The sequence below is a fragment of the Variovorax sp. VNK109 genome, from assembly GCF_049445855.1.
GTDB lineage: Bacteria > Pseudomonadota > Gammaproteobacteria > Burkholderiales > Burkholderiaceae_C > JAGOCV01.
Genome location: NZ_JBMSDV010000003.1, coordinates 232,635 through 258,329, shown reverse-complemented (window position 1 = coordinate 258,329; position 25,695 = coordinate 232,635). Strand labels below are relative to the sequence as shown.

At 65.9% G+C, this 25,695-nt stretch carries 22 protein-coding genes; 2 read left to right on the top strand and 20 right to left on the bottom strand.

Going from position 1 to position 25,695, the window contains the following annotated elements; genetic code table 11:
• Positions 1-9 precede the first annotated feature (9 nt).
• The 9 genes from ACO2Q9_RS12300 to ACO2Q9_RS12260 form a co-directional block, all read right to left on the bottom strand.
• Positions 10-1,764, bottom strand: a complete 1,755-nt coding sequence (locus ACO2Q9_RS12300) for a thiamine pyrophosphate-requiring protein (RefSeq protein WP_423311716.1) — start codon at positions 1,762-1,764, stop codon at positions 10-12.
• Positions 1,765-1,791: 27 nt separating this feature from the next.
• A complete protein-coding gene (locus ACO2Q9_RS12295) occupies positions 1,792-2,766 on the bottom strand; it encodes a Bug family tripartite tricarboxylate transporter substrate binding protein (protein WP_423311714.1) in 975 nt (324 codons plus the stop codon).
• 135 nt (positions 2,767-2,901) lie between these two features.
• Positions 2,902-3,867: a nuclease-related domain-containing protein gene (locus tag ACO2Q9_RS12290; protein WP_423311712.1), complete on the bottom strand. Its 966-nt coding sequence runs from the start codon at positions 3,865-3,867 to the stop codon at positions 2,902-2,904.
• Positions 3,868-4,020: 153 nt separating this feature from the next.
• Positions 4,021-5,055, bottom strand: coding sequence for a DctP family TRAP transporter solute-binding subunit (locus tag ACO2Q9_RS12285; RefSeq protein WP_423311710.1), 1,035 nt, complete (start codon positions 5,053-5,055; stop codon positions 4,021-4,023).
• Positions 5,056-5,105: 50 nt separating this feature from the next.
• Positions 5,106-6,404 (bottom strand): TRAP transporter large permease, encoded by a 1,299-nt coding sequence (locus tag ACO2Q9_RS12280; RefSeq protein ID WP_423311708.1) that lies wholly within the window; start codon positions 6,402-6,404, stop codon positions 5,106-5,108.
• Positions 6,401-6,979: a TRAP transporter small permease gene (locus ACO2Q9_RS12275; protein WP_423311706.1), complete on the bottom strand. Its 579-nt coding sequence runs from the start codon at positions 6,977-6,979 to the stop codon at positions 6,401-6,403. The genes ACO2Q9_RS12280 and ACO2Q9_RS12275 overlap by 4 nt, the downstream gene beginning before the upstream one ends.
• Positions 6,980-7,036: 57 nt before the next feature.
• Complete coding sequence (locus ACO2Q9_RS12270; RefSeq protein WP_423311704.1) at positions 7,037-8,026, bottom strand: alpha-ketoacid dehydrogenase subunit beta; 990 nt, start codon at positions 8,024-8,026, stop codon at positions 7,037-7,039.
• The gene (locus tag ACO2Q9_RS12265; protein ID WP_423312475.1) at positions 8,017-8,991 is read right to left on the bottom strand and encodes a thiamine pyrophosphate-dependent dehydrogenase E1 component subunit alpha; all 975 of its coding nucleotides are present in this window, start codon (positions 8,989-8,991) and stop codon (positions 8,017-8,019) included. Before ACO2Q9_RS12265 ends, ACO2Q9_RS12270 begins: the two co-directional genes overlap by 10 nt.
• Before the next feature lie 119 nt (positions 8,992-9,110).
• Complete coding sequence (locus ACO2Q9_RS12260; protein WP_423311702.1) at positions 9,111-10,523, bottom strand: patatin-like phospholipase family protein; 1,413 nt, start codon at positions 10,521-10,523, stop codon at positions 9,111-9,113.
• A 49-nt stretch (positions 10,524-10,572) separates the two neighbouring features.
• Here ACO2Q9_RS12260 and ACO2Q9_RS12255 point away from each other — a divergent pair, with 49 nt between their 5' ends.
• A complete protein-coding gene (locus tag ACO2Q9_RS12255; RefSeq protein ID WP_423311700.1) occupies positions 10,573-10,983 on the top strand; it encodes a RidA family protein in 411 nt (136 codons plus the stop codon).
• 1 nt (position 10,984) lies between these two features.
• Here ACO2Q9_RS12255 and ACO2Q9_RS12250 read toward each other — a convergent pair whose 3' ends face one another.
• The 8 genes from ACO2Q9_RS12250 to ACO2Q9_RS12215 all read right to left on the bottom strand — a co-directional run bounded on the left by ACO2Q9_RS12250 (position 10,985) and on the right by ACO2Q9_RS12215 (position 17,878).
• Positions 10,985-11,650, bottom strand: coding sequence for an HAD family hydrolase (locus tag ACO2Q9_RS12250; RefSeq protein ID WP_423311698.1), 666 nt, complete (start codon positions 11,648-11,650; stop codon positions 10,985-10,987).
• Positions 11,651-11,674: 24 nt separating this feature from the next.
• Positions 11,675-12,727, bottom strand: a complete 1,053-nt coding sequence (locus tag ACO2Q9_RS12245) for an RNA methyltransferase (protein WP_423311696.1) — start codon at positions 12,725-12,727, stop codon at positions 11,675-11,677.
• Positions 12,728-12,732: 5 nt separating this feature from the next.
• A complete protein-coding gene (locus ACO2Q9_RS12240) occupies positions 12,733-13,860 on the bottom strand; it encodes an acyl-CoA dehydrogenase family protein (RefSeq protein WP_423311694.1) in 1,128 nt (375 codons plus the stop codon).
• Positions 13,861-13,873: 13 nt separating this feature from the next.
• Positions 13,874-15,055 carry an acetyl-CoA C-acyltransferase gene (locus ACO2Q9_RS12235; RefSeq protein ID WP_423311692.1) on the bottom strand — a complete coding sequence of 394 codons (1,182 nt, stop codon included), beginning with the start codon at positions 15,053-15,055 and terminating at the stop codon, positions 13,874-13,876.
• A 38-nt stretch (positions 15,056-15,093) separates the two neighbouring features.
• Complete coding sequence (gene can, locus ACO2Q9_RS12230) at positions 15,094-15,750, bottom strand: carbonate dehydratase (RefSeq protein ID WP_423311690.1); 657 nt, start codon at positions 15,748-15,750, stop codon at positions 15,094-15,096.
• Positions 15,751-15,787: 37 nt separating this feature from the next.
• The gene (locus tag ACO2Q9_RS12225) at positions 15,788-16,966 is read right to left on the bottom strand and encodes an isovaleryl-CoA dehydrogenase (RefSeq protein ID WP_423311688.1); all 1,179 of its coding nucleotides are present in this window, start codon (positions 16,964-16,966) and stop codon (positions 15,788-15,790) included.
• A gap of 35 nt (positions 16,967-17,001) precedes the next feature.
• Complete coding sequence (locus tag ACO2Q9_RS12220; protein ID WP_423312474.1) at positions 17,002-17,385, bottom strand: PaaI family thioesterase; 384 nt, start codon at positions 17,383-17,385, stop codon at positions 17,002-17,004.
• Between the two features lie 91 nt (positions 17,386-17,476).
• On the bottom strand, positions 17,477-17,878 hold the full coding sequence (locus tag ACO2Q9_RS12215; RefSeq protein WP_423311686.1) for a MerR family transcriptional regulator: 402 nt from the start codon (positions 17,876-17,878) through the stop codon (positions 17,477-17,479).
• Between the two features lie 127 nt (positions 17,879-18,005).
• Between ACO2Q9_RS12215 and ACO2Q9_RS12210 the strand changes: the two genes are divergently transcribed.
• The gene (locus ACO2Q9_RS12210; RefSeq protein WP_423311684.1) at positions 18,006-19,070 is read left to right on the top strand and encodes an MBL fold metallo-hydrolase; all 1,065 of its coding nucleotides are present in this window, start codon (positions 18,006-18,008) and stop codon (positions 19,068-19,070) included.
• On the opposite strand, the gene ACO2Q9_RS12205 is transcribed toward ACO2Q9_RS12210, so the two are convergent.
• The 3 genes from ACO2Q9_RS12205 to ACO2Q9_RS12195 all read right to left on the bottom strand — a co-directional run bounded on the left by ACO2Q9_RS12205 (position 19,052) and on the right by ACO2Q9_RS12195 (position 25,688).
• A complete protein-coding gene (locus tag ACO2Q9_RS12205; protein WP_423311682.1) occupies positions 19,052-20,617 on the bottom strand; it encodes a sensor histidine kinase in 1,566 nt (521 codons plus the stop codon). The genes ACO2Q9_RS12210 and ACO2Q9_RS12205 overlap by 19 nt on opposite strands.
• Positions 20,618-20,629: 12 nt before the next feature.
• On the bottom strand, positions 20,630-21,280 hold the full coding sequence (locus tag ACO2Q9_RS12200; RefSeq protein WP_423311680.1) for a response regulator: 651 nt from the start codon (positions 21,278-21,280) through the stop codon (positions 20,630-20,632).
• An 88-nt stretch (positions 21,281-21,368) separates the two neighbouring features.
• Positions 21,369-25,688, bottom strand: coding sequence for a PAS domain S-box protein (locus tag ACO2Q9_RS12195; protein WP_423311678.1), 4,320 nt, complete (start codon positions 25,686-25,688; stop codon positions 21,369-21,371).
• Positions 25,689-25,695: the final 7 nt, after the last annotated feature.

Sequence of the window (25,695 nt, the reverse complement as noted above, 5' to 3'; positions counted from 1 at the left end):
AGAGGTACGTCAGAGGGGTGCGATGCGGGCGTGCAGCAGTGCGCTGCGCCCTTCGTCCAGCGCCTTCAGGCACCGGGCGATGGCGGCGTCGACGTTCGCTGGGTCCGTGAGGCGTTCGCCATGCGCGCCGGCGGCTTCTGCCACTCCCGCGAAGTCCATGTCCTTGGGCAGCAGCGACGCGTATTCGCTGGTGATGAAGGCACGGCCCTTCGGGTACATGCGCAGCGTGGATTCCTTCACCGCGGCCCAGCCGGTGTTGTCGAGCACGACGGTGAAGATCGGCACGTCGTATTCGCGAGCGACCGCGTAGGTGGACGTGGGGTTGCTGAAATAGAACGTGCCGTCGCCGACGAAATGCACCACGCGGCTCGAAGGCCGTGCGAGCTTGACGCCCAGCGCGGTGCCCGCAGAGAAGCCGAGGCCGCCGCCTGGCAGGCCCACCAGCGTGCCGGGTTCGTTGCGCGGCACCTGCTCGAACACGGTATTGGTGTTGCGGATGCCTTCGTTGAGCACGACGTCGTGGTCGGCCAGCGCGCGGTGCACGGCAGCGCACAGGTATGCGGGGTTGATTGCGCCCACCTCGCCCGGTGCGCTGGCGGCCGCTTCGATCTTCTGCTGGCGCTCTGCATGAGCCGCTTCGAGTTTCTTCATCCGCGCGGCGGCGCGCGCATGGAACTCGGGCGTGGCGATGGCCTTCACCGCACTGATGAGTTGCGCGAGCAGCAGTTCGCTGTCGCCCTCGATGCGCGCGTTGGTGGCGAATCCCCACATCGGCATGTCGCGCTTGATGGCATCGAGGTCCATCTGTGCCCACCAGGCCTTGGGGTTCACGCGCGTAGTCTTGGGAACCCAGGGCACGTCGACGTCGACCATGAGTCCCACGTCGGCTTTTTCCGCGAACGGGCCGGGCAGGTAGCCGCCGAAGCAGGGGCTGTCGCGGCGGATGTTCGTGTACACGCTGTTGAACTCGCACACGCGCATGCCCGTGAGCAGCGCCAGTTCTTCGACCAGCGCAGGCGTGCGGTGGTTGCGGCCGGCGTAGGCCGTGACGAGCAGCGGGTCTTCGCTGGCCACGAGCTTCTCGGCGATCTGGCGGATCAGCTTGGGCTGCGTGCCGCAGGCTTTCACCGGCAGGTGGCACGCAGCGGGGAATGGATGCAGCTCTTCCGGCGGACACGGTGCGGCCAGCACTTCGCGCGGCAGCATCAGGTACACCGGACCGGGCGGGTCGCTCTGCATGACCGAGTGCGCGCGCGCGATCACCTCTTCGGCCATCGACGGCCACGGCAACGTGTATTCCCACTTCACGTAGGGGCGCACGACGCTGGCCTGGTCGAACGGCTCCTGCACGAAATGCACATACGTGTCGCGTCCGCCGTCCACGCCGTTGAAGGTGGTGGCGGGCGCGCGGCCCGCCATCAGCAGGATGGGCACGCGCGCGCGGAACAGGTTGTGCATGGCCATGGCCGAGTTGGCCGTGCCGGCGTCCACATGCACCAGTGCCGCCTGCCCGCGCCCGGTGGCAATGGCGTAGCCGCCGGCCATGTGCAGCGCGGTGTTCTCGTGCGGGCACAGCACCACCTTCGGCAGCGGCCTGCCCTCCTCACGCCAGCGCGCCATCTCTTCGATGATCGGCGCGTGATCGGTGCCGAGGTTGCAGAACAGGTATTCGATGCCGTGGTCGAGCAGCGCCTGCAGCAGGTGGTGCGATGCGCTGCGTGATGCGGATGTCGCGGTGGCGCCGGTGGATGACTGGAGATCCATGAGGTAAGCGATGTCCTTGCGGATGTGTCAGTTGGTTGGTGCGGCGAGCCCGGCCGCGCGCACGGCCGGTGCGAACGCCTTCTGCTCGGTCTGGATGCGCTTGCGGATCACGTCGGGGCTGGCGTATTCGCTGTCGTGGCCCAGCTTGGCGAACGCGTCGCGTGCGGCGGGGTTGGAGAGCACCTTGTTCAGCTCGGCCGAGAGCTTGTCGAGCACGGCGCGCGGCGTCTTCGCCGGTGCATAGAGCGCGAGCCACACTTCGTATTCGGTGCCGGGGTAGCCGGCTTCAGCGAGCGTGGGCACATCGGGCATGAAGGGCGAGCGCTTCTCGGAAGCGACGGCCAGCGGACGCAGTTTGCCGTCCTTGATCTGCGCGTTGAGCGGCGCGAGATCGGCCATCACCATGATCACGCGGCCGGTCACCAGATCGGCAATGCCGGGCACGAAGCCGTTGTAGGGCACGTGGATCATCTTCGCGCCGGCGCTCTGCACCAGCATCTCGGTGCCGACGTGCGCCATCGACCCGACGCCGTTGCTCGCGTAGGCCAGAGAACCGTCCTTCACCTTCGGGTCGGAGAACAGCTCCTTCGCCGTCTTGTACGGCTGCGTGGCCGAGACGGTGAGGAAGAACGGCAGGCGCGACACCAGGCCGACCGGCGCGAAGTCATTCAGCGGGTCGAAGGGCAGCTTTGCCTGCGTGAGCGGCAGCAGCGTCATGGTGGAGCCACCAGTGAGCAGCAGCGTGTAGCCGTCCGGCGCAGCGCGCGCCACCATTTCGGCACCGATCACCGTGTTGCCGCCGGGCTTGGCCTCGACGATGAAGCTCTGCCCCATCGCCGTACCGAGCGATTGCGCCACGAGGCGCGCCGCCGCGTCCACACCGCCACCGGCCGCGTAGGGAATGACGATGCGCACGGGCTTGTTCGGATAGTTGTCCTGCGCATGCGCAGTGAAAGCGGCAGCGGACACGAGCGCCGCAGTCACCAGACGGAAGAATTTCATGCCTTGTCTCCTTTGATGTTGCCAGCGGCATCGGGGCCGCCGGTCAGTTCACTAACATGTGAGTGATTGATGCATGTTAGGCCCACGCCTGGGTGGTGGATCTAGGCAATTACCCTGACCCCGGAGAGAAAGCAACTACTGGAAGTCCGACTGGTGCGTCCTGCAGTACTGCACTCCACCAAAGCGTTGAGGTTTGCTCCAACAGAAGAGTCCTTCAGCTCTGGAAATTTTTTCGCCGCACTTTTCGCACACCAGCCGCTTCTTTTTCTCGCCTTCCACAACGCTGGGTGGAGTTCGCGTCTCGATTGGAGATGCCCTTGCAACATCTGGGGGCGCGGGAACAGGCGGCGCACTGGACGGCGGAGCCGTTTTGGGCTTCAGATATGCAGGAAGACTGAGAGGGTCAACAGGCCGGTGTTGCCGCGCGATCTTCTCGGCCATCTCTCTCAGGGTGCTGCTCGATCGCAGATTGATCATGGAGCCGAAGAGTTCTGCAACGCCAGCCTCCTTCTCCACCCACTCCGTATGCCAGCTGCGGAACTGGTCCGCCTTGATCACCATGCTGGTATCAAGGACCTTCGGTGAGGGTCGCTTGATGGTCGCCTTGGGGTCGACGAGGACGACATGACGGATCTGACGCGGCACACCGAGTCGGCCCTGGATACCAAGTTGATCGAGTACTTTCTCAAGAACTACAGCATGCCGCCTGCTTTGCTCAATGGGAGAGGGAATGCCGTAGGTCCTGCGGTTCGGGTAGGTGACAGAGAACTCACCCGCGTCCGATATGGTGATGCTGCCCGAGAAGTTCTTCGTTTCGAGCAGATAGAAGTTGAGCCCTCGGCTGATCAGCAAGTGATCGATTTGCGCTACTTCACCATCCATGGAAAGCCGCAAGTCGTGGATGACTGCATGGTTCTCGCCGTCTCGGTAGTAAGTGTCAATGTAATGCGCTGCGTCCCGCTCACCGGCGACGCCCATACGCAGAGCGAAAAGCTCATCCTTCAGCTTGTTCTTCTGCCAGTCGGCCAGAAGTGGCGAGCCCTGCAGGTTTTCGAGCAGCCCAATTCGCCGGGTTCTGTCGTCTGCTGTTTTGATAAGCACAGTGCCTTCTCCTGAAAACCAAAGTGCTCATGATTATCGGCGCTTCAGGTGAGTGGCGAATGCAAGGCAATGCAACCGCGCCCAAAAAAAAGGCCTCCCGGAGGAGGCCCTTTCCATAATGGCAATCGCAGTTGCGGTGCGTTCTTCAGTTGCTCATTTCTTGCGCTCGGCAATCGCCTTCTCGGCCGCATTCACCAGGTCGGCGCCGATGGTGGCCTTCCACTTGTCGTACACCGGGCGGGTGGCCTTGACGAAGGTGTCGCGCTCGGAAGCGGACAGGTTGGTCACAGTCACGCCCATGCCGGCGATTTCTTTCAGCACGGGCTTGTCGGCTTCGGTCAGGCCCTTGCGCGCGATGGCGATTTCCTGCTTGCCGGCGTCGATGGCGGCCTGGCGCACGATGTCCTGGTCGGCCTTGGACCACGAGTTCCACACGTCCTTGTTGACCACGAAGATCAGCGGGTCGGCCACGTAGCCCCAGGTGGTGACGAACTTCTGGCCCACGGTGTGCATCTTCAGCACGGTGAAGAGGAACAGCGGGTTCTCTTGCCCGTCCACAGCGCCGCTGGAGAGCGCGGGTTGCGCGTCGGCCCAGCTCATCTGCGTGGGGTTGGCACCCAGCGCGTTGAAGGTGTCGGAGAACAGCGGCGAACCGACCACGCGGATCTTCATGCCCTTGAGGTCTTCGGGGGTCTTGATGGCCTTCTTGCTGTTGGTGAGTTCACGGAAGCCGTTCTCGCCCCAGGCCAGCGGCACGGCGCCTGCGCGGTCCACGGTCTCGAAGATCTTCTTGCCCACGTCGCCTTGCGTCAGCGCGTCGATGGCAGCGTAGTCGGGCATCAGGAAGGGCAGCGAGAACAGGTTGAGTTCCTTGATCTGCGGCGACCAGTTGATGGTGGAGCCGACGGCCATGTCGATGACGCCCTGGCGCAGCGCGCTGAATTCGCGCGTCTGGTCGCCCTGCACGAGCGAAGTGCCCGGGTACAGCTTCATGTTGATGCGGCCCTGGGTGCGCTCCTTCACCAGGTCCATCCAGATCTGGCCGGCCATGCCCCACGGAGTGGGCGGGCCCAGCACCAGCGAGACCTTGTATTCGGCCTTGTAGTTGCCCTGGGCGATGGCGCCGGTGCCGAAGCCGAGTGCCGTGGCGGCGAGCGCCAGGCCGAGGATTGTGCGGCGAAGTTTCATTTGCTTTGTCTCCTTGTACGTGTGAAAAAAAGAACTGCCTCGTTGAAAAATCAATAGCCCAGCGCGCGCGGCAACCAGAGCGCGAGTTGGGGGAATGCGATGACCAGCACCATGACGATGGCCATGGAAAACAGCATCCACCCCACCCAGCGGATGGTGGACTCCATCGGCACCCTGGCGATGCGGCACGACACCATGAGGTTCACGGCCAGCGGCGGTGTGAACTGGCCCAGCGCCACCTTGAGCGTCAGGATGACGCCGAACCACACCGGGTCCCAGTTGTAGTGGCGCATGATGGGCAGCAGGATGGGCACGAAGATCAGGAAGATCGACACGCCATCGAGGAACATGCCCACCGTCACCAGCAGCAGGATGAGCAGCGCGAGCACGCCGTATTCGCCGAGGCCCGAATTGACGATGGCTTTTGTCACGGGGTCGATCACGCCGAGCGTGGACAGCGAATACGCGAAGATGCCCGCGAGCGACACCACCAGCAGGATGACGGCCGACAGCTCGCCCGACTCGCGCAGGATGACGAACAGGTCGCGCACCTTGATGGTCCGGTGGATCGCCATGCCCACGAAAAGGCCGTAGAACACGGCGACGACAGCCGCCTCGGTTGGCGTGAACCAGCCGGCGCGCATGCCGCCCAGGATGAGCACTGGCGCGAACAGGCCCCAGGTCGCTTCGCGCAGGCTCTTCCAGAACGGCGGGCGGGGCAGCGTGGCTTCGAGAGCGCCCATCTTGTGTTTGCGCGCCATCCACACGGCAGGAATCATGAGCGCGAGGCCGGCCAGCACGCCGGGCACCATGCCGGCCGCGAACAGCGCCGGCACCGACGCACCGGGCACGAGCACCGAATAGACGATGAACGCGATCGATGGCGGGATGAGGATGTCCGTCGCAGCGGCAGCGCCGACCACGCTGGCCGAGTACGCCGGCGGATAGCCCGCGCGGCTCATCGCGGCGATCATCACACCGCCCACGGCGGCCGCGTTGGCCGGCCCCGAGCCGGAGATGCCGCCGAGGAACATGGCCACCGCGATCGCCACCAGTGGCAGCATGCCCGACCCACGCCCCACGATGGAGATGGCGAAGTTGACGAGCCGCAACGCGACGCCCGACCGGTCGAAGATCGAGCCGACCAGCACGAACATCGGGATGGCGAGCAGCGGGTATTTGCCGAGCCCTGCGTAGAAGTTCTGCGGCACGGCGAGCAGGCCGAACCACTGCACGTCCGGGTTGGCGAGCGCGATGCAGACCGCACCGGCCAGGCCCAGTGCCGCACCGATGGGCACCCCCAGGAAGAGCAGCGCAAGGAAAGCGACGAAGAGCAGCGTGGCGATCATTGCGCGGCTCCGTCGTCTGCACCGCTGTCGTCCTTGCGGCCACGGCGGATCATGAGCCCGAGTGCGCGCAGCGCGATGGCGACCGACAGCACCGGCAGCCAGATCGTGTACCACCATTGCGGCACGCCGATGCCGGGCGACGTTTCGCCGAAGCGGATGTCGTCGTACACCGTGCGTACGCTCAGCACGGCGATCAGCGCGAAGAGCAGGAACACCATGAGCGCACCGAATTGCGCGAGCAGCTTCTGCCGCCACTCAGGGCCGTTGTCGGCGAAGTATTCGATGCGGATCTGCCGGTTGCGCGCGACCGAGGCCGAGCCCGCGACGAGCGCGAGCACGATCATCAGGAAGATCGAGAACTCTTCGGTCCACGCGAACGACTGGCTGGTGAAGTAACGCACGAGCACATTGGCGAAGGTGATGAGCGCGAGCAGGCCCATGACGATGACGGTGAGCCAGTCCTCGATCTTGAGAGGGACGATGGTGGTCTCGTCCTGCTCGTCGCCGGGCAGTTCACCGGGCACACCTTGCGGGATTTCCGCAGGCGCCGGCGCTTGGTTGTGGGGTTGGGACATGGGAAAACTCGAAGCTCGTTGTAATGTTTTTTGGAGGTGAAAATTTTCAGGCGTCGCTCACGCGGGCGTGGTGACCTTGCCGCGCACCATCGCGCGTGCAATGTCCGCAATCTGCTGCGCCGACACGCGCGACTCGGCTTCCAGCACGGGCGCATAGCCGACGGGAATGCGCGGGGCGCCCAGACGCTTCACGCGGCAGCCGGTCGCTTCTGCTGCGGTGGCGGCGATCTCGGCACCGAAGCCGGCGGGTTGCACGGCCTCGTGTGTCACCAGCAGGTGGCCGGTGCGGCGGCACGACGCGAGCACCGCCTCACGGTCCCACGGCCAGATGCTGCGCAGGTCGATCAGGTCGACCTCGATGCCTTCGTTCGCCAGTTGCTCGCAGGCCTGCGCGGCCACCTGCACCTGGCGGCTCCAGCTGACCATCGTCAGATGGTTGCCGCTGCGCACGGTGCGTGCCTTGCCGAGCGTGACTTGCAGCGATTCGTCTACCTCGCCCTGCGTGCCCCAGAGCGTCTTGTGCTCCATGTAAACGACCGGGTCGCCGCTGGCGAGCGCGGCGCGCAGCATGGAATAGTTGTCCTGCGGTGTGGCGGGGCAGACCACCACGACGCCCGGCAGGTGCGCGAACCAGCTTTCGAACGACTGCGAGTGCTGAGCGGCCGACGAGTCCCAGATGCCGATGGGCATGCGCACCACCATCGGCACGCGGCCCTGGCCGCCGAACATGAAGCGGTTCTTGGCGGCCTGGTTGACGATCTCGTCCATGCCGCAGAGTGCGAAGTCGACCACGCGCATCTCGACCACCGGGCGCAGGCCCGCGAGCGCCATGCCCACACCCGCACCGAGGATGGCGGCTTCGCTGATGGGCGTGTCGATCACGCGCTGCGCGCCGAAGCGCGCCTGCAGGCCCTTGTACTGGCCGAAGATGCCGCCCCGGCCCACGTCTTCGCCGGTGACGACGACGTTGGGGTCGGATTCCATCTCGCGCGCCACGGCGAGTGCGGCGGCTTCGGCATAGCTCATCACGGTTTTCGTCACACCCATTGACCTGCTCCCGTGGTCTGGATGTCGGTGTACGCGGCTGCGGCGTCGGGCCACGGCGCGGCGGCGGCGGCAGCCAGCGCAGCCTGCACTTCGTCAGCAGCCTCGCGCTCGATGGCGTCGAGCCTCGTCATGTCGGCTCCGGGCAGCGCGGCATAGGCCTGGCGCGCGCGGGCAATCGGGTCCGTCTTCAGCGCGGCCTGCAGTTCTTCGGGGTTGCGGTACGCGGCCGGGTCCACCGAGACGTGGCCCTTCACGCGGTAGGTGATGGCATGCAGCAGGCGCGGGCCGCTGCCGGCGCGCACCTCGCTCACGAGTTTCGCGGCGGCGGCATGCACGGCGAGCACATCGTTGCCGTCCACCTGTACCGAAGGAATGGCGAGGCTGCGCGCGCGCGCCGATGCGCCCTCGCCTGCCGTCATCGGGCCGCTGGCGGTCGTCGCGCTCCAGCGGTTGTCTTCGCAGACGAAGAGCACGGGCAGGCCATACACCTGCGCCCAGTTGAGCGACTCGAGGAAGGGGCCGCGGTTGATGGCACCGTCACCGAAGAAGCAGACGGTGATGGCATCGCGCTGCTGCAGCTTCTGCGCATGCGCCGCGCCCACCGCGATGGGCAGGCCGGCCGCGACGACGCCATTGGCACCGAGCATGCCGACGGTGAAGTCGGCGATGTGCATGGAGCCGCCCTTGCCGCCGTTGAAACCGGTGGCCTTGCCGAACAGCTCGGCCATCATGCGGGACAGGTCCGCACCCTTGGCCAGCGTGTGGCCGTGGCCGCGATGCGTGGAGGTGAGGTAGTCGTCGGCACGCAGGTGCGCGCACACGCCTGCGGGAACGGCTTCCTGCCCGGTGGAAAGATGAAGGGGTCCGCGCACTTGCGCGGTGCCGTCAGCGGCCTTGCCGTACGCGCTCACCCCACCCTGGCTTGCGGCCTCGGCCGCGTTCTCGAAGGCCCGGATCCGGACCATGGTGCGGTACAACGCCGCAACCGTATCTTCATTGGCGCTCAAAACACTTGTCTCCATCCGCCTTTTGATGTGTACACATTTTATTGGCGGACGGGGTGCGCGCCTCCTAGCGGAAACGCCTAGGGAAAACGCGAAGGAAACGACTGCACCAGCGCCTTGAACTCCGGCGATTCACGCAGGATGTGGCGCCCCGCCTCAATGAGCCGGCCCACATCCGCACGCGGGATCGAGAACGCCGTGGGCACCTGCAGCAGCGACGCACGCTGCAGAAGCTCGGGCGCATCGCGCAGGTTGACGGTGATCACGTGGATCTGCGCGTCGGGCGCGAACGCGTCGTTGCCGTCGCCCGCGCGGCGCGCGAGTTCACGCCGCCAGCCCTGCGCGGTGTCGGTGAGCAGCTCCAGCGTCTCCTGCGTGGCGCGCGCGCCGGCGCCGAACATCAGCGCGTCGAACACCTGGAAGGTGCTGGGCACGGTGTCCTGCGCGTCGATGCGCTCGGCCGGGTCACGCTCGGCATTCACCGCGACGATGACGAGCTTGCGGATGACGCCGGCGGGCAGGCTGCGCACGCTGCTGCGGATGCCGCCGCCAGCCAGCGAACGGTCGAGCAATGCACGCAGGCCGAGGTTGTCCGCGAGGCCTCCGTCGACGAGATGGATGTAAGGCCGCTCCTTCGCGTCGAGATAACTGCGCTGGCTGGAGCGCAGCAGGCGCACGCGGTAGTCGGTGGCGCTGGTGGCGGCGCGCACGTCCACCGATGGACGCTGGCAGTCGGCGCTGTAGTTCCGAAGCGTCGTGGGACTGAGCGCAATGGGCACGGCCGACGACGAAGCAACGGCGAACGAGAGCGGCACGCTCGCGAGGTCCGAGCAGATCAGTTCGAACTGGTCCCAGCTGAATTCGAAGCTCGAACCGAGCGACAGGTCCGTCGCCGAGATGAGCAGGCGCGGCTGGCCCGGCCGGTTGGCGAGGTCGCCGTAGGTCAGGCCTTTGTAGAGTTCGTCGAGTCGCCGTGCAAGCAGGTGCGTGCGGCCGAACCACGGCGAACTGAGGTCATGCAGGCTGCCCGGCCTGAACATGTTGCTGATGAGTGAGTCCTGGAAGTCCTGCCGCAGGAATTCGTTCTCGAAAGCAGGAAAGGTGTCCTTGCCAAACGCTGCGTAATAGGCCGACACGATGCTGCCACCCGAGACGCCGCTGATCACGTCGATTTCGTCGAGCAGCGAGATTTCATGACCGCGCCACTGCACCTGCGTGCGGCGCAGTTCGTCGAGCACGCCATAGCCGAACGCAGCGGCACGCGCGCCGCCACCCGAGATGGTGACGGCCAGCAGCATCGAGAGGTCGGCTGCTTCCGGGTTGTCCAGCCCCGCGCCGACGCGCATTTCGGGCAGCGTGGTGTCGGCGGGAAGCGGCTGGTTGATCCACGGCTTCACGCTGGAGCAGGCGGCCAGCAGCAGCGTGAGCGCCAGCACGACGACGCGGGTGACTGCGTGCGGAAAGTGGCGGGCGGGCGTGGCGTGATGGTGCATGGTGTGATATCAACCGGGCTGGCCGATTATCGACAAGGAAGCACACGCCATGCCTGACATCTCCGACATCCACCACATTCCCTCGCCCGGCACGTTCAAGGTGCCGCCGCTCTCCGCCGCTGCGCGCGTGGGCGACCTGCTGTTCGTTTCCGGCACGCCCGGGTATCACGACGACGGCAGCATCGACGAAGGCGACTTCGGCAAGCAGTTCGACCAGGCCGTCGTCGCGATGAAAAAAGTCCTGGAACTGGGCGGCGCGTCGCTGCGTTCGCTGGTCAAGGTGAACATGCTGCTCACGCGGCAGGAAGACGTGGCCGAGATGAACCGCCGCTACGCCGTGGCCTTCGGACCCGCCGCGCCCTACCCGGCGCGCACCACCTGCGTGGTGGCTTCGTTGCCCGATCCGCGCATGCTGCTGGAGATCGAGGGCGTGGCGCTGGTGACGTCGCCGAAGACCTGATTCAGCCCAGCAAGCCCGGCAGGTCCGCCATGTCGGTGAAGATGTGCGTGGCGCCCGCTGCGCGCAACGCACCCGGCGCATCGTGCCCGGCTTCGGCCGGGCTGTAACCGAACACCGTGCAGCCGGCTGCAACGCCGGCCGTCGCGCCCGTCACCGTGTCTTCGATCACCGCGCAGCGCTTCGGGTCCACGCCCAGCGCGGCAGCGGCGGCGAGGTACACATCGGGAAATGGCTTGGAGCGCGGCAGTTCGTGCCCGCTGAAGATGTGGCCCTTGAAGTAGGGCATGAAGCCGCATTTCTCGAGCTGCATCTCCACCTTGAAACGGTCCGCGCCAGACGCACAGGCGATGCGGCCCGCGTGCATCTCGTGGATGCGCGCCACCGCTGCAATGGCATTGCGCACCGGCAGCAACGAACGCATCAGGCCTTCATTGCGGCGCTCGCGGAATTCGACCATCCACTCTTCGGTGAGCGGCTTGCCGGTTTTCGCCTCGATGGTGGCGCGCTCGTCCTTCACGGCCTTGCCGACGAAGGTCCGCATGCATTCCTCGGGCGTCAGCTTCCAGCCGAGTTCTTCCAGCATGTCGCGCAGCACGCCGTTGGTGATGGATTCGCTGTCGACGAGCACGCCGTCGCAGTCGAAAAGAACGGCGTCGAAAGAAGCCATGGGTATTTCTGTCCTTTTGTTTGCTCAGGTCACAGCCTGCATGGGGATGACCCGGCGCTGTGTGCGCGCACGCAACTGGCCGCAGCCGCCGTCCACGTCCTGCCCCGCCGACTGGCGCAGCTTGGTGAGCACGCCCGCGCGATGCAGTTCACGCGCCATCTGCGCGGCACGTTCCCACGACGGACGTCGAAACGACAACTCGGGCACGCTGTTGTAGGGAATCAGGTTCATCACCGCATATTTGCCCTTCAGCAAACGCACGATGCCGGCGATTTCTTCGGCGCTGTCGTTCACACCGTCGATCAGCGTCCACTGGTACTGGATGGGGTAACCGGTGCTGCGCGCGTAACGCTCGCCGGCTTCGACGAGCTCGTCAGGGGTGAGCCGTGGCGCGCGCGGCAGCAGTTCGGCGCGCAGGTCTGCGCGCGTGGTATGCAGTGACAGCGCCAGCGCCGGCTTCACCGGGCCTTGCGGCAAGCGCTCGAAGACACGCTCATCCCCCACGGTGGACAACACCAGGTTCTTGTGGCCGATGTTGCCAGCCGTGCCAAGCAGTTCGATGGCTTCCATCACCGCGTCGAGGTTGTGCGCGGGCTCGCCCATGCCCATGAACACGACCTTCTGCACGGGCCGCATGCTGCGGGCCAGTGCCACCTGCGCCACGATCTCCGCGCTGCCGAGTTGCCGCAGCAGACCTTCGCGGCCCGTCATGCAGAACACGCAGCCCACCGCGCAACCCACTTGTGTCGATACGCAAAGCCCGGGAATACGACCGGGCGCAAGCAGCACGCTCTCCACCGATTGCCCATCGGTCAGATCGACGAGCAGCCGCGCGGAGCCGTCTTCACCGGGGTGTTCGGAGCGCAGTCTCGCCAGCGAGGCGAGTTCTTCGGTGAGCGCTGGCAATGCCTCCCGCAAGGTCTGCGGCAGGAAGTCCTCGATGTTGCGGCTGCCGCTGTCCTGCGGCAAGGCCTGCGACCACAGCCGCAGCACGCGGAACTCGTGCCCTGGCCGCGCGCCGAGCGCGCGCAACCGTTCGCGGATGGCGGCGATGGTGGACAGGGACGAGGCGCTCACGGAACTCAGAGCGCACGCTGGATGATGATCTTCTGCACGTCCGACGTGCCTTCATAGATCTGGCAGACGCGCACGTCGCGGTAGATGCGCTCGACCGGGAAGTCGCTCACGTAGCCGTAGCCGCCCAGCGTCTGGATGGCGGCGCTGCAGATCTGCTCGGCTGCTTCGCTGGCGAAAAGCTTGGCCATCGCAGCTTCCTTCAGGCACGGACGTCCGGCGTCGCGCAACGACGCGGCGTGCCACACGAGCTGGCGCGCAGCTTCGAGCTTTGTCGCGCAGTCGGCGAGGCGAAAGCCTACGGCCTGGTGGTTGATGATGGCCGTGCCGAAACTCTCGCGCTCCTTTGCATATGCCAGCGCCACCTCGAGTGCGCTGCGCGCCATGCCGACGCTCTGCGCTGCGATGCCGATGCGTCCGCCTTCGAGCGCCGAAAGTGCAATGCGGTAGCCCTCGCCTTCCGCGCCGATCAGGTTCTCTGCGGGAATGCGGCAGTTGTCGAAGTTGATCTGCGCCGTGTCGCTGCTGTGCTGGCCGAGTTTTTCCTCGAGCCGTGCGACGACGTAGCCGGGCGTGTCGGTCGGCACGATGAACGCGCTCATGCCTTTCTTGCCCGCTGCCTTGTCGGTGACGGCGATGACGATGGCCACATCGCCGTGCTTGCCGCTGGTGATGAACTGCTTCACACCGTCGATCACGTAGCCGTCGCCATCGCGCCGCGCCGTGGTCTTGAGCGCAGACGCATCGCTGCCCACGTGCGGCTCGGTCAGGCAGAACGCGCCGAGCAGTTCGCCTTGTGCGAGTCTCGTGAGCCACTTCTGCTTCTGCGCATCGTTGCCGTAGCGCATGAGGATGGCGTTGACCGGGCAGTTGGTCACGCTGATCGCGGTGCTGGTGCCACCGTCGCCGGCGGCGATTTCTTCCAGCACGAGGGCGAGCGTGAGGTAGTCGAGGTTGGCGCCGCCGAACTCTTCCGGCACGCAGATGCCGTACGCGCCCAGCGCGGCCAGCCCCTTGTGCACGTCTTTCGGGAAGTGGTGGTCACGGTCCCATCGAGCGGCGTGGGGCCAGAGTTCCTTCTGCGCGAAGTCGCGCACCGCGTCGCGGACCATTTCCTGATCGGGCGTCAGCAGCATGGGGTCGCCCGGATCAGACGAGTTCGATCGCCATGGCCGTGCCTTCGCCGCCACCGATGCACAGCGTCGCGATGCCCTTCTTCTTGCCCTTGGCCTTGAGCGCGTGGATCAGCGTCACCAGGATGCGTGCACCCGATGCGCCGATGGGGTGGCCCAACGCGCACGCACCGCCGTTCACGTTCACGATGTCGTGCGACACCTTGAGCTCTTCCATCAGCGCCATCGGCACGACGGCGAACGCTTCGTTCACTTCCCACAGGTCGACGTCGGCAACGCTCCAGCCGGTCTTGGCCAGCAGCTTCTTCACTGCGCCCACGGGTGCGGTGGTGAACCACTCGGGTTGCTGCGCGAACGTGGCGTGGCCGACGATGCGCGCGATGGGTTTCGCACCCAGCGACTTCGCGGTCGATTCGCGCGCCAGCACCAGTGCAGCGGCGCCGTCGTTGATCGACGAGCTCGATGCCGCGGTGATGGTGCCGTCCTTGCGGAAGGCGGGCTTGAGTTGCGGAATCTTGTCGAGCTTGATCTTGCCCGGGCCTTCGTCGGCAGAGATGACGACCTCGCCCGCACGGCCCTTGACGGTGACCGGCACGATCTCTTCCTTGAACGCACCGGATTCGGTGGCGGCCTTGGCACGCGTCACGCTGGCGGTGGCGAAGGCGTCCTGCGCCTCGCGCGAGAACTTGTACTTGTCGGCGCACTGCTCGCCGAAGGTGCCCATGGCGCGGCCGGGTTCGTAGGCGTCCTCCAGGCCGTCGAGCATCATGTGATCGAAGATGCGGTCATGGCCGATGCGGATGCCGCTGCGCCCCTTGGGCAGCAGGTGCGGTGCGTTGGTCATGCTCTCCATGCCGCCGGCGACCACCACGTCGCGACTGCCCGCGACGAGCTGGTCGTGCGCAAGCATCGCGGCTTCCATGCCCGAGCCGCACATCTTGGACAGCGTGACCGCGCCGGTGGCCGCTGGCAGGCCGCCCTTGAATGCCGCCTGACGCGCGGGCGCCTGGCCCTGGCCGGCCATCAGGCAGTTGCCGAACAGCACTTCGTCCACTTTCTCGGGCGCGATGCCGGCGCGTTCGATGGCGGCCTTGATGGCGGCGCCGCCGAGGTCATTGGCCGAGAGCGAGGCGAAGTCGCCCTGGAAGCCGCCCATGGGGGTGCGCGCCGCGCCGAGGATGACGATGGAATCGGACATGGAAATATCTCCTGGGAATCGTTGGAAAGGAATGGGGATCAGCTGCGCTTCTTCACCACGCGTTCGAGCGCGGCGCGGTATTTCGCATCCATCTCTTCAGGGCTGGACACGCTCATGCCCAGGTCCTGCAGCAGCCCGTCGTGCACGCCGAAGGCCCAGCCGTGCAGGTTGACCTTCTGGCCACGCGCCCAGGCGTCGAGCATGACCGTGCTCACGCCGACGTTCACCACCTGTTCGATGACGTTGAAGTCACACAGCATGTCGGCACGCTGCTCGTCGGCCACGGCGTCGATCCACGCGCGATGCCGGTCACGCACATCCTGGATGTGGCGGATCCAGTTGTCCGCGAGACCAATGCGCTTGCCGTCCAATGCGGCCTTCACGCCCGCGCAGCCGTAGTGCCCCACCACCATGATGTCTTCCACCTTCAGGTGCTCCACCGCGAACTGGATGGCCGACAGCGCGTTCAGGTCCGAGTGCACGACGATGTTGGCCACGTTGCGGTGCACGAACACTTCGCCCGGCTCCAGCCCGGTGATCTGGTTGGCCGGCACGCGGCTGTCGGAGCAGCCGATCCACATGTACTTGGGCGTCTGCTGCGCCACCAGGCCGGTGAAGAAGCCCGGGCGATCGCGCTCCATCTGCGCGGCCCAGTTGCGGTTGTGGACGAAGAGTTCTTTGATGGATGGTGTCATGGTGTGATTGTCGTCGCGAAGGGCGTTGCCCGTCGTCTTACATGGTCTCTGCGAACAGTTCCCGCCCGATCAGCATGCGGCGGATTTCGCTGGTGCCGGCGCCGATCTCGTAGAGCTTGGCGTCGCGCCACAGGCGGCCCAGCGGGTATTCGTTGATGTAGCCGTTGCCGCCGAAAATCTGCACGCCTTCGCCGGCCATCCACGTCGCCTTCTCGGCGCACCACAGGATGACGGACGCGCAGTCCTTGCGCACCTGGCGCACGTGGTCGGTGCCCAGCGAATCGAGGTTCTTGCCCACGGTGTAGCAGTAGGCGCGCGCGGCCTGCAGCACGGTGTACATGTCGGCCACCTTGCCCTGGATGAGCTGGAACTCGCCGATGCTCTGGCCGAACTGCTTGCGGTCGTGGATGTAGGGAATCACGTTGTCCATGACCGACTGCATGATGCCGATGGGGCCGGCCGCGAGCACGGCGCGCTCGTAGTCCAGCCCGCTCATGAGCACCTTCGCGCCGCCGTTCAGGTGGCCCAGGATGTTCTCCGCCGGCACCTCGACGTTCTGGAACACGAGTTCGCCCGTGTGGCTGCCGCGCATGCCCAGCTTGTCGAGCTTCTGCGCGATGGAGAAGCCTTTCATCGTCTTCTCGATCAGGAAGGCGGTGACGCCGCGCGCGCCGAGCTCGGGCTCGGTCTTGGCATAAACGACCAGCGTGTCCGCGTCGGGACCGTTGGTGATCCAGAACTTGCTGCCGTTGAGCAGGTAGTAGCCGCCTTTGTCTTCCGCCTTCAGCTTCATGCTGATCACATCGCTGCCCGCATTGGGCTCGCTCATCGCGAGCGCGCCGACGTGCTCGCCGCTGATGAGGCCCGGCAGGTATTTCTTTTTCTGCGCTTCATTGCCGTTGCGCTTGATCTGGTTCACGCACAGGTTGCTGTGCGCGCCGTACGACAGGCCCACGGAGGCACTCGCACGCGAAATTTCTTCCATGGCCACCATGTGCGCAAGGTAGCCCATGTTCGCACCGCCGTATTCCTCGGGCACGGTGATGCCGAGCACGCCCAGGTCGCCCATCTTGCGCCACAGGTCCATGGGAAACTGGTCGGTGCGGTCGATCTCGGCCGCGCGCGGCGCGATCTCCTCGTCGGCAAACGCGCGCACGGCGTCGCGCAGCGCGTCGATGTCTTCGCCCAGCTGGTAGTTGAGGCCCGGCAGGTTCATGCGTGTCTCCTTGGAATTTCTCTTTGTGTGAGTGCTCAGTGCTGGATGCCTTCGCGGCCCTGTACCGTCATGAGCGTGCAGCCCATGGTGGCGACCAGCTTCTCGCGCCCGTCGTCCAGCGCGATGGCGCGACCTTCGCATACGGTGACCGTCCGGCCCGGCTTGATCACCGTGCCCGTCATGCGGAAGCGCTGGCCCTTCGCGGGCGCCAGCAGGTTGATCTTGAACTCGATGGTGAGCACTGCGGCGTCGGCCGGCATCAGCGTGAAGGCCGCGTAGCCACAGGCCGAGTCGAGCACGGTCGCCACCATGCCCGCATGCAGGAAGCCATGCTGCTGCGTGAGCTTCTGCGCCCAGTCGAGCTCGATGCAGACGACGCCGGGCTCCACCGACACGAGCGATGCGCCGAGCGTGTCCATGGCCGCCTGGCGCGCGAAGCTGGCGCGCACGCGGTCGGCGTAGGCGGCGTCGGCGGTCTTGAAGTTCGTTGCGTCCACGCGTCCCCCGGCTTCAACGGCTCTTGTCCGACTTCGCCAGCAATGCGCGCGCTTCCTTCTCATGCGTGCGCACTTCGTCCAGGTTGGCCTGGATCTCGCCCATCTGCTCTTCCAGCTGCTTGCGGTGCGCGCCCAGGATGTCCAGGAACTTGCGCAGTTGCGGCGCGGTGTCGCGCGGGCTGTCGTACATGTCGATGATCTCGCGCGCTTCTGTGAGCGACAGGCCCAGGCGCTTGGCGCGCAGTGTGAGCTTCAGGCGCGTGCGGTCGCGCGCCGAATACACGCGGTTGCGGCCGCCCGGGCCTTCGCGCTTGGGCGAAAGCAGGCCCATGTCCTCATAGAAGCGGATGGCCCGCGTGGTGAGGTCGAACTCGCGAGCCAGGTCGCTGATGGTGAAGCTGCTGCTGGTGGCCATGGTTCCTGCACGTTGTGCGGCACATCCCTAGAATGGGCGGAATTACATCTGACGTTTACGTTAACGTCAATTCTCACACAACCGCCGGACGGCCCGCCATCCGGACCTGCATGACCCGTTTTCCCGCATGAACCCACTCGAACAGGAACTGACCTACACCCTTGGCGACACACTGCCTGCGTCCGGCGAGACCGTGGAGGTCGCACCCGGCATCCGCTGGATCCGCATGCCGCTGCCATTTGCGCTGAACCACATCAACCTCTGGTTGTTGCGCGATGCGATGCCCGGACCGGACGGCCTGGTGGAGGGCTGGACGGTGGTGGACTGCTGCATCTCGCACGACGAGCCCAAGGCGCACTGGGAGCAGATCTTCGCGACACAGCTCGAAGGCCGGCCCGTGCTGCGTGTGATCGTGACGCACATGCATCCGGACCACATCGGCCTCGCGCACTGGCTGTGCGAGCGCTGGAAAGCGCCACTGTGGATCAGCTCGACCGACTACCACTCGGCGCGGCTCGCGTCGCAGAGCACCATCGGCTTCGGCGGCGATCGCGCGGCGGACTTCTTCATGCTGCACGGCCTGGCGGACCCCGGGGCCATCCAGCAGATCCGCGGGCGCGCCAGCTACTACCCGAGCATGGTGCCCGACGTGCCGCGCAGCTTCCGTCGCATGATGGACGGCGACGTCATCACCATCGGCCACCGTCAATGGACCTGCATCGACGGCTATGGCCATTCGCCCGAACACATCGCGCTGCATTGCGCGGACGACAAAATCCTCATCAGCGGCGACATGATGCTGCCGCGCATCTCCACCAACGTGAGCGTGCAGGAGATGGAACCCGAGTCGAACCCGCTGCGCCAGTTCCTCGACTCGATCGACCGGTTCGCCCCGCTGGATCCGGCGACGCTCGTGCTGCCTTCACACGGCAAGCCGTTCACGGGCCTGCATGCGCGCATCCGCCAGTTGCACGACCATCACCGCGATCGGCTGGCGGAACTGCTGCAGGCCTGCACCGAAGCGCCGCAGAGCGCGGCGGACGTGCTGCCGCTGCTCTTCAGGCGCGAGCTCGACCTGCACCAGACGACGTTCGCCATGGGGGAATCGGTGGCGCACCTGCATGCGCTGTGGTTCGCGGGTCAGGTGCGGCGCACGCTGCACCCGGACGGGGTTTACCGGTTCGCGGTTTGAACCTGCGTGGGCAGGCCGCTCGACGCGGACGCCGCGCCGGTGGCCGCTTCGGGTTTGGTGCTTGCGTCCTTCACCGGCAGTGAGAGGTAGAAGGTCGCCCCCGACATCGGGGTCGACTCGGACCACACCTGCCCGCCATGTCGCATGGCCACCCGCTGCACGAGCACGAGACCCAGGCCAGCGCCCGGGAAGTCGGCCGACGAATGCAGCCGCTGGAATGCGGTGAACAGTTTGGACGAATAGGCCGGATCGTAGCCCGCGCCGTTGTCCGAGACGAACAGCACGCGCTCTTCGCGGTTCTTGCCCAGGGCCACGCCGACCTTGATCCAGGTCTGCTCCTTGCGGGAGGTGAACTTCCACGCGTTGTCCAGCATCGCCATCAACGCGGTGGTGACCAGCTCCTGGTCACCGAAAACGGTGAGGCCGGGCTCGATCTCCAGATCGACCACGCGCGACGGCTCGCGCTTCCGCAGGTTTTCCATCACCTGCAGGGCCAGCGCGGAAAGGTCCAGTTCCTGCGGATTCATGGCCAGGCGCGAGATGCGCGAGAGCATGCGCAGGTCCTCGATCAGCCGGGCCATCTTCTCGGTGCCCGCGCGGATGCGGTTGAGGTAGTGACGGCCCTGCTCACCCAGTGCTTCGCCATACTGGCTGAGCAGCACCTTGGTGAAGCCATCCACGGCGTGCAGGGGCGACTGCATGTCGTGCGACATGGCGTACTGCAGCGCGCCGAGTTCACGCAATGCGTCCTGCAGCGCGCGCGTGCGCTCCTTCATGCGCAACTCGAGCTCGGCGTTCTCGTTGCGCAACTGCGCATCCGACAGATAACGCGCCGTCACGTCGGCCAGCGTGACCAGCACGGCGCGCTTGCCGCTCCAGTCGATCACCATGCCGGAGAGTTCGACCATCTGCACCTGGCCGCCGCGCTTGCGCTGCTTGCACAGCCGCGTGCCCGCGCCGGCAGAGGGATGGGCGTCCATCACCGGGAGCGAGTTGCGCAGTTCCTTTTCGTCACTGTCGGGATAGAGCTTGTTGGCCGTCATGGCCAGGAAGTCGTCACGCGAATAGCCGTAGAAGCGGATGGCCGCGCGGTTGACCGCCAGGATCTGCAGCGACTCGGTGTCGAACACCCACATCACGTTCGGGTTCGCCTCGAACAGGCCCTGGCTGCGCCGCTCGCTCTCGCGCAGCAGGCCCATCAGGCGGTGGCGGTCGCTCACGTCGCGCAGGTGCACGACCACGATGTCGCCCGCCGGCATGAAGGCGTATTCGACCCAGCGGCCGGCGAATTCATCGTGGTGCAGCACGGTGTAGGTCTTGCCGGACTGCAACGCACGGTTCACGTGGCTCTGGTGCTGGTCGACCACGTCTTCGGGAATGACGTCCCAGAATTCAGCGCCTTTCAGCGTGGAAACGATGCCCGGTATGAGTTCATGTGCGCGGATGTTGGCACGCACGACGACGCCCGCACTGTCCAGCACGAGGATGCCTTCGCTGGCCAGCTCGCCCAGGTCTCCCTGCGGCGCGCCGTCGTCCTCAGTCCCCATTGCCTCTCCTCTTCAGCCCCCGCGTGCCGCACGGATGGCGGTGAGCAGCGCGGTCACGTAGCCTTGCAGCCAGTCGAAGTTCAGCGGTTTCTGGCGGAACAGCGTGCCTGCCGGCAGCCCCCCACGCGCGTTGACCGCTTCCTCGTTCATGCCGGTCACCGCCAGCACCTGCATGTTCGCAAGCGCGGGGTTGCGGCGCAAGACCTTGAGCATTTCCATGCCGTCCACGCCGGGCATGTCCAGGTCGGTGATCAGCAGGTCGGGCCGCAGCGTGGCGATGTCCACCAGCGCCTCGAGCACCGAGCCCATGAGCGACAAGTCCACCGGCAGGCTCCACTCCTCGAAACAGGCCTTGTAGAGCTCGCGTGTGTTCTCGTCGTCCTCGACGACCAGCACGTGCAGGCTGGTGGGCGGCTCGCTTTCGGCAAAGACGGATTGCGGCTGGTTGTCGCGAAGATACTGGTTGATGGACTTGATCGAGATGCGCCGGTGCCCGCCGCGGGTTTTCCACGCTTCGATTTCGCCGCGTTCCACGAGCGACTGCACGGTGGCCACCGACATGCCCAGCAGCTTGGCGGCGTAGGACGTGCCGCAGAAACTGTCTTCGCCTGCCGCGTCCGCCGGCAGGGCAGAGTCTTCCAGCTGGGAGTTACGGTTGGACATGGCAGCACTCGACGTAAGTCAAAAAATCAACAAAAAGCTGCGGCGATTTTAGCGTTTTCATCAGTTTCATCAAAAATCTCGCATCAAATCAGGTTGGAATATCAGGTTCGACCGGGCCCGCAGCCAGCAGGAGATCGCCCAGCGTCCAGAAGAACGTGGCTCCCTTCCCGATCTCCGAGTGCGCCCACACGCGCCCGTGGTGACGTGTGACGATGCGATGCACGGTGGCCAGGCCGATGCCCGTACCCGGGAATTCAGACGCCGCGTGCAGCCGCTGGAACATGCCGAACAGCTTGTTGGCATAGGTCATGTCGAAGCCGGCGCCGTTGTCCCTGACGTAGAAAATACGGCGGTCGTCCAGTGAACCGACGGTGATGCGCGCGTCCGGCGTGTGGGCCGTGAACTTCCACGCATTGCCCAGCAGGTTTTCCAGCACCACGCGCAGCAGGCGCGGGTCGCCCTGCACCAGGATGTCGCCTTCCACATCGACCGTGACGTCGCGCTGCGGCTCGGTCTGGCGCAGGCGATCGGCGATGGAGCGCGCCATCTCGCTCAGGTCCACCGGTTCGCTGCGCAGGTTGGCGCGCGAAACCTGCGCGAGCGACAACAGGTCTTCGATCAGTTGCCCCATGTAGCCGGCTGCCGCCTGGATGCGCTCGAGGTAATGCGTGACCTTCTGCGGCCCGTCCTGCCCCAGCTCGCGCGCCAGCAGCTTGCTGAAGCCGTGGATGGTGTTGAGCGGCGAGCGCAGATCGTGCGAGACGGAGTACGAGAACGCCTCGAGCTCGCGGTTCGATTCGCGCAGCTCGGCTTCCACCGTCTTCGATTCGGTGACATCGGTGTCGATGCCGACCCACAACATCACCTGCCCGTGCTCATCGAACACCGGCGCGCCCCGGTACGACATGATGTGATAGCGGCCGTACTTGTCGCGCAGGCGCCGCTCGCCCTTGTAGACCGTGCGCGCCTGCCGGGCCACAGTCCAGTTGGCGAGGCCTTCGTCGCGATCGTCGGGGTGGATGGCCTCCATCCAGCGGTTGCCCAGCCAGTAGTCGGCCGTGCCGCCGACGAGGTCGTACCAGGTGCGGTTGAAGTAGGTGACGCCGCGCCCGGGCTCGTAGCTCCAGATGATCTGCGGCGCCTGGTCCGACAGCGCACGGTAACGCGCCTGCTCGCGCGCCAGTTCACGCGTGCGCTCTTCCACCTTCTGCTCGAGGCCGGCGTTCAGCGCACGCACTTCTTCGAGCAGGCTGACGTTCTCCAGCGCGATGGACGCGAGCTGCGCCATTTCCATCGCCACGTATTCGTCCTGCAGCGAGAACTCGCCTTCGTATTTGTCGGTCAATTGCAGCACGCCGATGTTCTCGCCGTGCCGGTTGATCAGGGGCACGGCCAGCCAGCCGCGCATCGGCGGATGGGCCGCCGCATCGTTCCCGAAATTGCGCCAGCGCGGGTGCGCCTCGAGCTGCGCTTGCGTCATGCGCATCGGGCGATTCGTTTCCGTGACAACGGAATAGATGCCCTTGCCGTCGGGATCGCTCGCATAGTCACGGTAGTTCGCGTACTTGTCGGACATGGACACCGCATGCACGGCGTTGCCCCAGTTGCCACCGTAGACCAGCGAAACGATGGCCTGGTGGGCGCGGATGACGGCCCGCGACTGCTCCACCACCTCATGCAAGGTGCCCTGCAGCGTCTGGTGCGACACGACCATCTGGCTGGCATCGGTGGAACGCTGCAGCGTGAACATGTATTCCTGCAGGTTCTGCTCGGCCTGCACGCGTGCCGAGATGTCGTGCACGATGGCGAAGCGCGCCGGCATGCCGGCATACACCACCGGGCGTGACATCACATCCACCGGGAATTCCACTCCATCCTTGCGGCGGTGTGTCCAGCCCTGGGCCGTGCCTTCATAGCCTTCGGTGATGCGCTGTGTCATGCGCGCACGTTCGCGCGCGGGCCGCACGTCATACAAGGTGCGCGACATGAATTCCTCGCGCGTGTAGCCGTAGTGGGCAATGGCCGCCTCGTTCACCGCGAGGAACTGGCCGCCCTGCTCGTTGAACACCCACATGGGCAGCGGCGCCTGTTCGAACAGCGCCTGGTAGCGCTGCTCGCTTTCGGCCAGCGCGGATTCGGTGAGCTTGCGCCCGGTCATGTCGCGGCCCACGAGAATCCAGTGGCGCTGGCTGCCTGTGGTCTCGACGAAGGGCACCACGTCGAACTCCAGCCAGAGCTGGCCGCCGGTGCGCGTGCAGGCCAGCAGTTGCTCGCGCACCGGCAGGCCGCGCGCGAGTGCGTCGCGCATGCGTGCGAGCGTCTCTTTGTCGATGTCCGGTCCGTAGCAGCTCAGGGCGTCCCTGCCGATCACGCTGTCTGCAGGGTGACCGGTCAGCCGCTCCACGGCGGCATTCACGAACACCGTGCGCAGCATGGGCGCGTCGCCATCCTCGAGCTCCGCGATCATCACGATGTCGTTGATATGGTCCACCGCATTGCGCAGCAGGAAGAGTTCGGCTTCCGATTTCTTGCGCGAGGTGATGTCCTGCACCACGCCCGCGCGCGAGGTCGGGCGGCCATGCAGGTCGCGATGGAGTTCACCACGCTGCTGCACCCAGCGCACCGAGCCGTCCGGCATGACGATGCGGAATTCCACCTCCAGTGTGGCCTGGCGGCGCAGTGCGTCTTCGCGCCGGCGCAGGTAGACCTCGCGGTCGTCCGGATGGATGCGCTCGACGAGGCTCTCGTGGCGGCCGTCGAAACTGCCACGCGGGATTCCGAAGATCTCGTGCACCTCGTCCGACCACCAGAGCGAACCGCTCTGCAGGTCGAGCTCCCAGTTGCCGATGCGGCCGATGCGCAGCGCATCGACCAGCCGGCGCTGGATTTCCTTCAGCCGTTCGTGGGTCTGCGCCTCCTGGATCTCGGCCTTGCGCAGCTCTGTGATGTCCGAGAACACCACGACGCCACCGACGACGCGCCCCGCATCCGTCATGGGTCGGTAGCTGCAGCGCAGCACGCATCCTTGCGGCACGAGTTCGTTGCGGACCAGGACGTCGCTCTGTCCCGACTGACCTTGCAGCGCGCGCGACAAGGGCAGGTTTTCCGCGGCCATGTGGATCTCGGAGTCCGGCAGGTACACGCCGAAGTACGCCGGCCATTCCGGGGCCGGCCGCATGATGGGTTCGATCGGCAGCACGCGCGCAGCCGCCTCGTTGTACAGCAGCAGCGTGCCTTCGGTGTCCACGGCCCAGAGACCTTCCTGCATGCTGTTGAAGATCATCGTCTGCGTATCGCGCGCCTGCTGGCTGCTGCGCAGTTCGGCTTCGAGCGCGTGCTGGCGCTTCTGCAGCGCATCGGCCATGAAGTTGAGCGCATCGCCCATCTTCTGCAACTCCGACGCCGCCCCGCGACCGAGTTCGACGCGCCGGTTCACTGCGCCGTTGGCCACCTCCTCGGCCGTGTCGAGCATGCGTTGCACCGGGCGCACGAGCGCACGCCCGGCGAGCACCCATGCGACCGCCGAGCCCGCTGTGGCCAGGAGGAACAGGACCGCCATCTCGAGCAACAGGGCCTGCCGCGGCGCAGCCAGCACCTGGTCACGATCCATGCTGATCGTGACCGTCAGCCCGACACCGCCGCCACTCGTGCGCCCCGGCGCAAATGCGTAGATCCGCTCGCGGCCCTGTGTGTCTGCGGCTTCCACCACGCCGGCCTGCCGCTGCTGGATGGCCTGCAGCAATTCGGGGCTGGTGATGCGGTCGCCGACGCGCACGGCGTTCTCGGTCTGCAGGGCCAGGAACGTGCCCTTGTTGTCCACCACGCTCATGCGCCCACCGGGTGGCAGCCTGGCTTCGGAGACGGAGCGCGAGAAAATCGAGAGATCGATGGCGGCGTAGAGCACGCCGGTCATGCGCCCCCCGTCTTCGAAGATCGGCAGGCCGAATCCCAAGGCGTCCGCGCCGGTGACACGGCTCTTCACATGGTCGCCGATGGCGAAATCGCGGCTGGCCACCGCATTCTTGAAATAGAGGCGGTCGCTGACGTCCAGCCCGTCGTTGCCGCGGCTGCTGCATCGGATGCGGCCATCCATGTCGATGATGCCGAAGTTGGTGTACTGGGGAAATTGCTCGCGCAACTTGCTCACGTAAGCCTGGCAATGCTTCACGGAGCCGTCGCGCAGGTCGTTCGCGCGGGTCATGGCGGTGAGCAGGCCCTGGACGGAGTCGGTCGTCGCATTGAGGCCGGTAGCGGCCAGCGAGGCGGAGGTCAGCAGCGTGCTGCGCGCCTGCTCGACCGCCGAGCGCGCGTCGCGCAAGGCGGTGTAGACCGAGAAGGCAGCCAACGGCAGCACGGCCGCGATCACCAGCACGGCCACGCGCGCCTGCAGCGTGTGACGCAACTTCACGGGAAGA

Bases quoted from the DNA above. Each gene is read 5' to 3' on its own strand.
- ACO2Q9_RS12300 (WP_423311716.1), bottom strand. From the start codon at position 1,764: ATGGATCTCCAGTCATCCACCGGCGCCACCGCGACATCCGCATCACGC.
- ACO2Q9_RS12295 (WP_423311714.1), bottom strand. From the start codon at position 2,766: ATGAAATTCTTCCGTCTGGTGACTGCGGCGCTCGTGTCCGCTGCCGCT.
- ACO2Q9_RS12285 (WP_423311710.1), bottom strand. From the start codon at position 5,055: ATGAAACTTCGCCGCACAATCCTCGGCCTGGCGCTCGCCGCCACGGCA.
- ACO2Q9_RS12280 (WP_423311708.1), bottom strand. From the start codon at position 6,404: ATGATCGCCACGCTGCTCTTCGTCGCTTTCCTTGCGCTGCTCTTCCTG.
- ACO2Q9_RS12275 (WP_423311706.1), bottom strand. From the start codon at position 6,979: ATGTCCCAACCCCACAACCAAGCGCCGGCGCCTGCGGAAATCCCGCAA.
- ACO2Q9_RS12270 (WP_423311704.1), bottom strand. From the start codon at position 8,026: ATGGGTGTGACGAAAACCGTGATGAGCTATGCCGAAGCCGCCGCACTC.
- ACO2Q9_RS12265 (WP_423312475.1), bottom strand. From the start codon at position 8,991: ATGGTCCGGATCCGGGCCTTCGAGAACGCGGCCGAGGCCGCAAGCCAG.
- ACO2Q9_RS12260 (WP_423311702.1), bottom strand. From the start codon at position 10,523: ATGCACCATCACGCCACGCCCGCCCGCCACTTTCCGCACGCAGTCACC.
- ACO2Q9_RS12255 (WP_423311700.1), top strand. From the start codon at position 10,573: ATGCCTGACATCTCCGACATCCACCACATTCCCTCGCCCGGCACGTTC.
- ACO2Q9_RS12250 (WP_423311698.1), bottom strand. From the start codon at position 11,650: ATGGCTTCTTTCGACGCCGTTCTTTTCGACTGCGACGGCGTGCTCGTC.
- ACO2Q9_RS12240 (WP_423311694.1), bottom strand. From the start codon at position 13,860: ATGCTGCTGACGCCCGATCAGGAAATGGTCCGCGACGCGGTGCGCGAC.
- ACO2Q9_RS12235 (WP_423311692.1), bottom strand. From the start codon at position 15,055: ATGTCCGATTCCATCGTCATCCTCGGCGCGGCGCGCACCCCCATGGGC.
- can (WP_423311690.1), bottom strand. From the start codon at position 15,750: ATGACACCATCCATCAAAGAACTCTTCGTCCACAACCGCAACTGGGCC.
- ACO2Q9_RS12225 (WP_423311688.1), bottom strand. From the start codon at position 16,966: ATGAACCTGCCGGGCCTCAACTACCAGCTGGGCGAAGACATCGACGCG.
- ACO2Q9_RS12220 (WP_423312474.1), bottom strand. From the start codon at position 17,385: ATGGACACGCTCGGCGCATCGCTCGTGTCGGTGGAGCCCGGCGTCGTC.
- ACO2Q9_RS12215 (WP_423311686.1), bottom strand. From the start codon at position 17,878: ATGGCCACCAGCAGCAGCTTCACCATCAGCGACCTGGCTCGCGAGTTC.
- ACO2Q9_RS12210 (WP_423311684.1), top strand. From the start codon at position 18,006: ATGAACCCACTCGAACAGGAACTGACCTACACCCTTGGCGACACACTG.
- ACO2Q9_RS12205 (WP_423311682.1), bottom strand. From the start codon at position 20,617: ATGGGGACTGAGGACGACGGCGCGCCGCAGGGAGACCTGGGCGAGCTG.
- ACO2Q9_RS12200 (WP_423311680.1), bottom strand. From the start codon at position 21,280: ATGTCCAACCGTAACTCCCAGCTGGAAGACTCTGCCCTGCCGGCGGAC.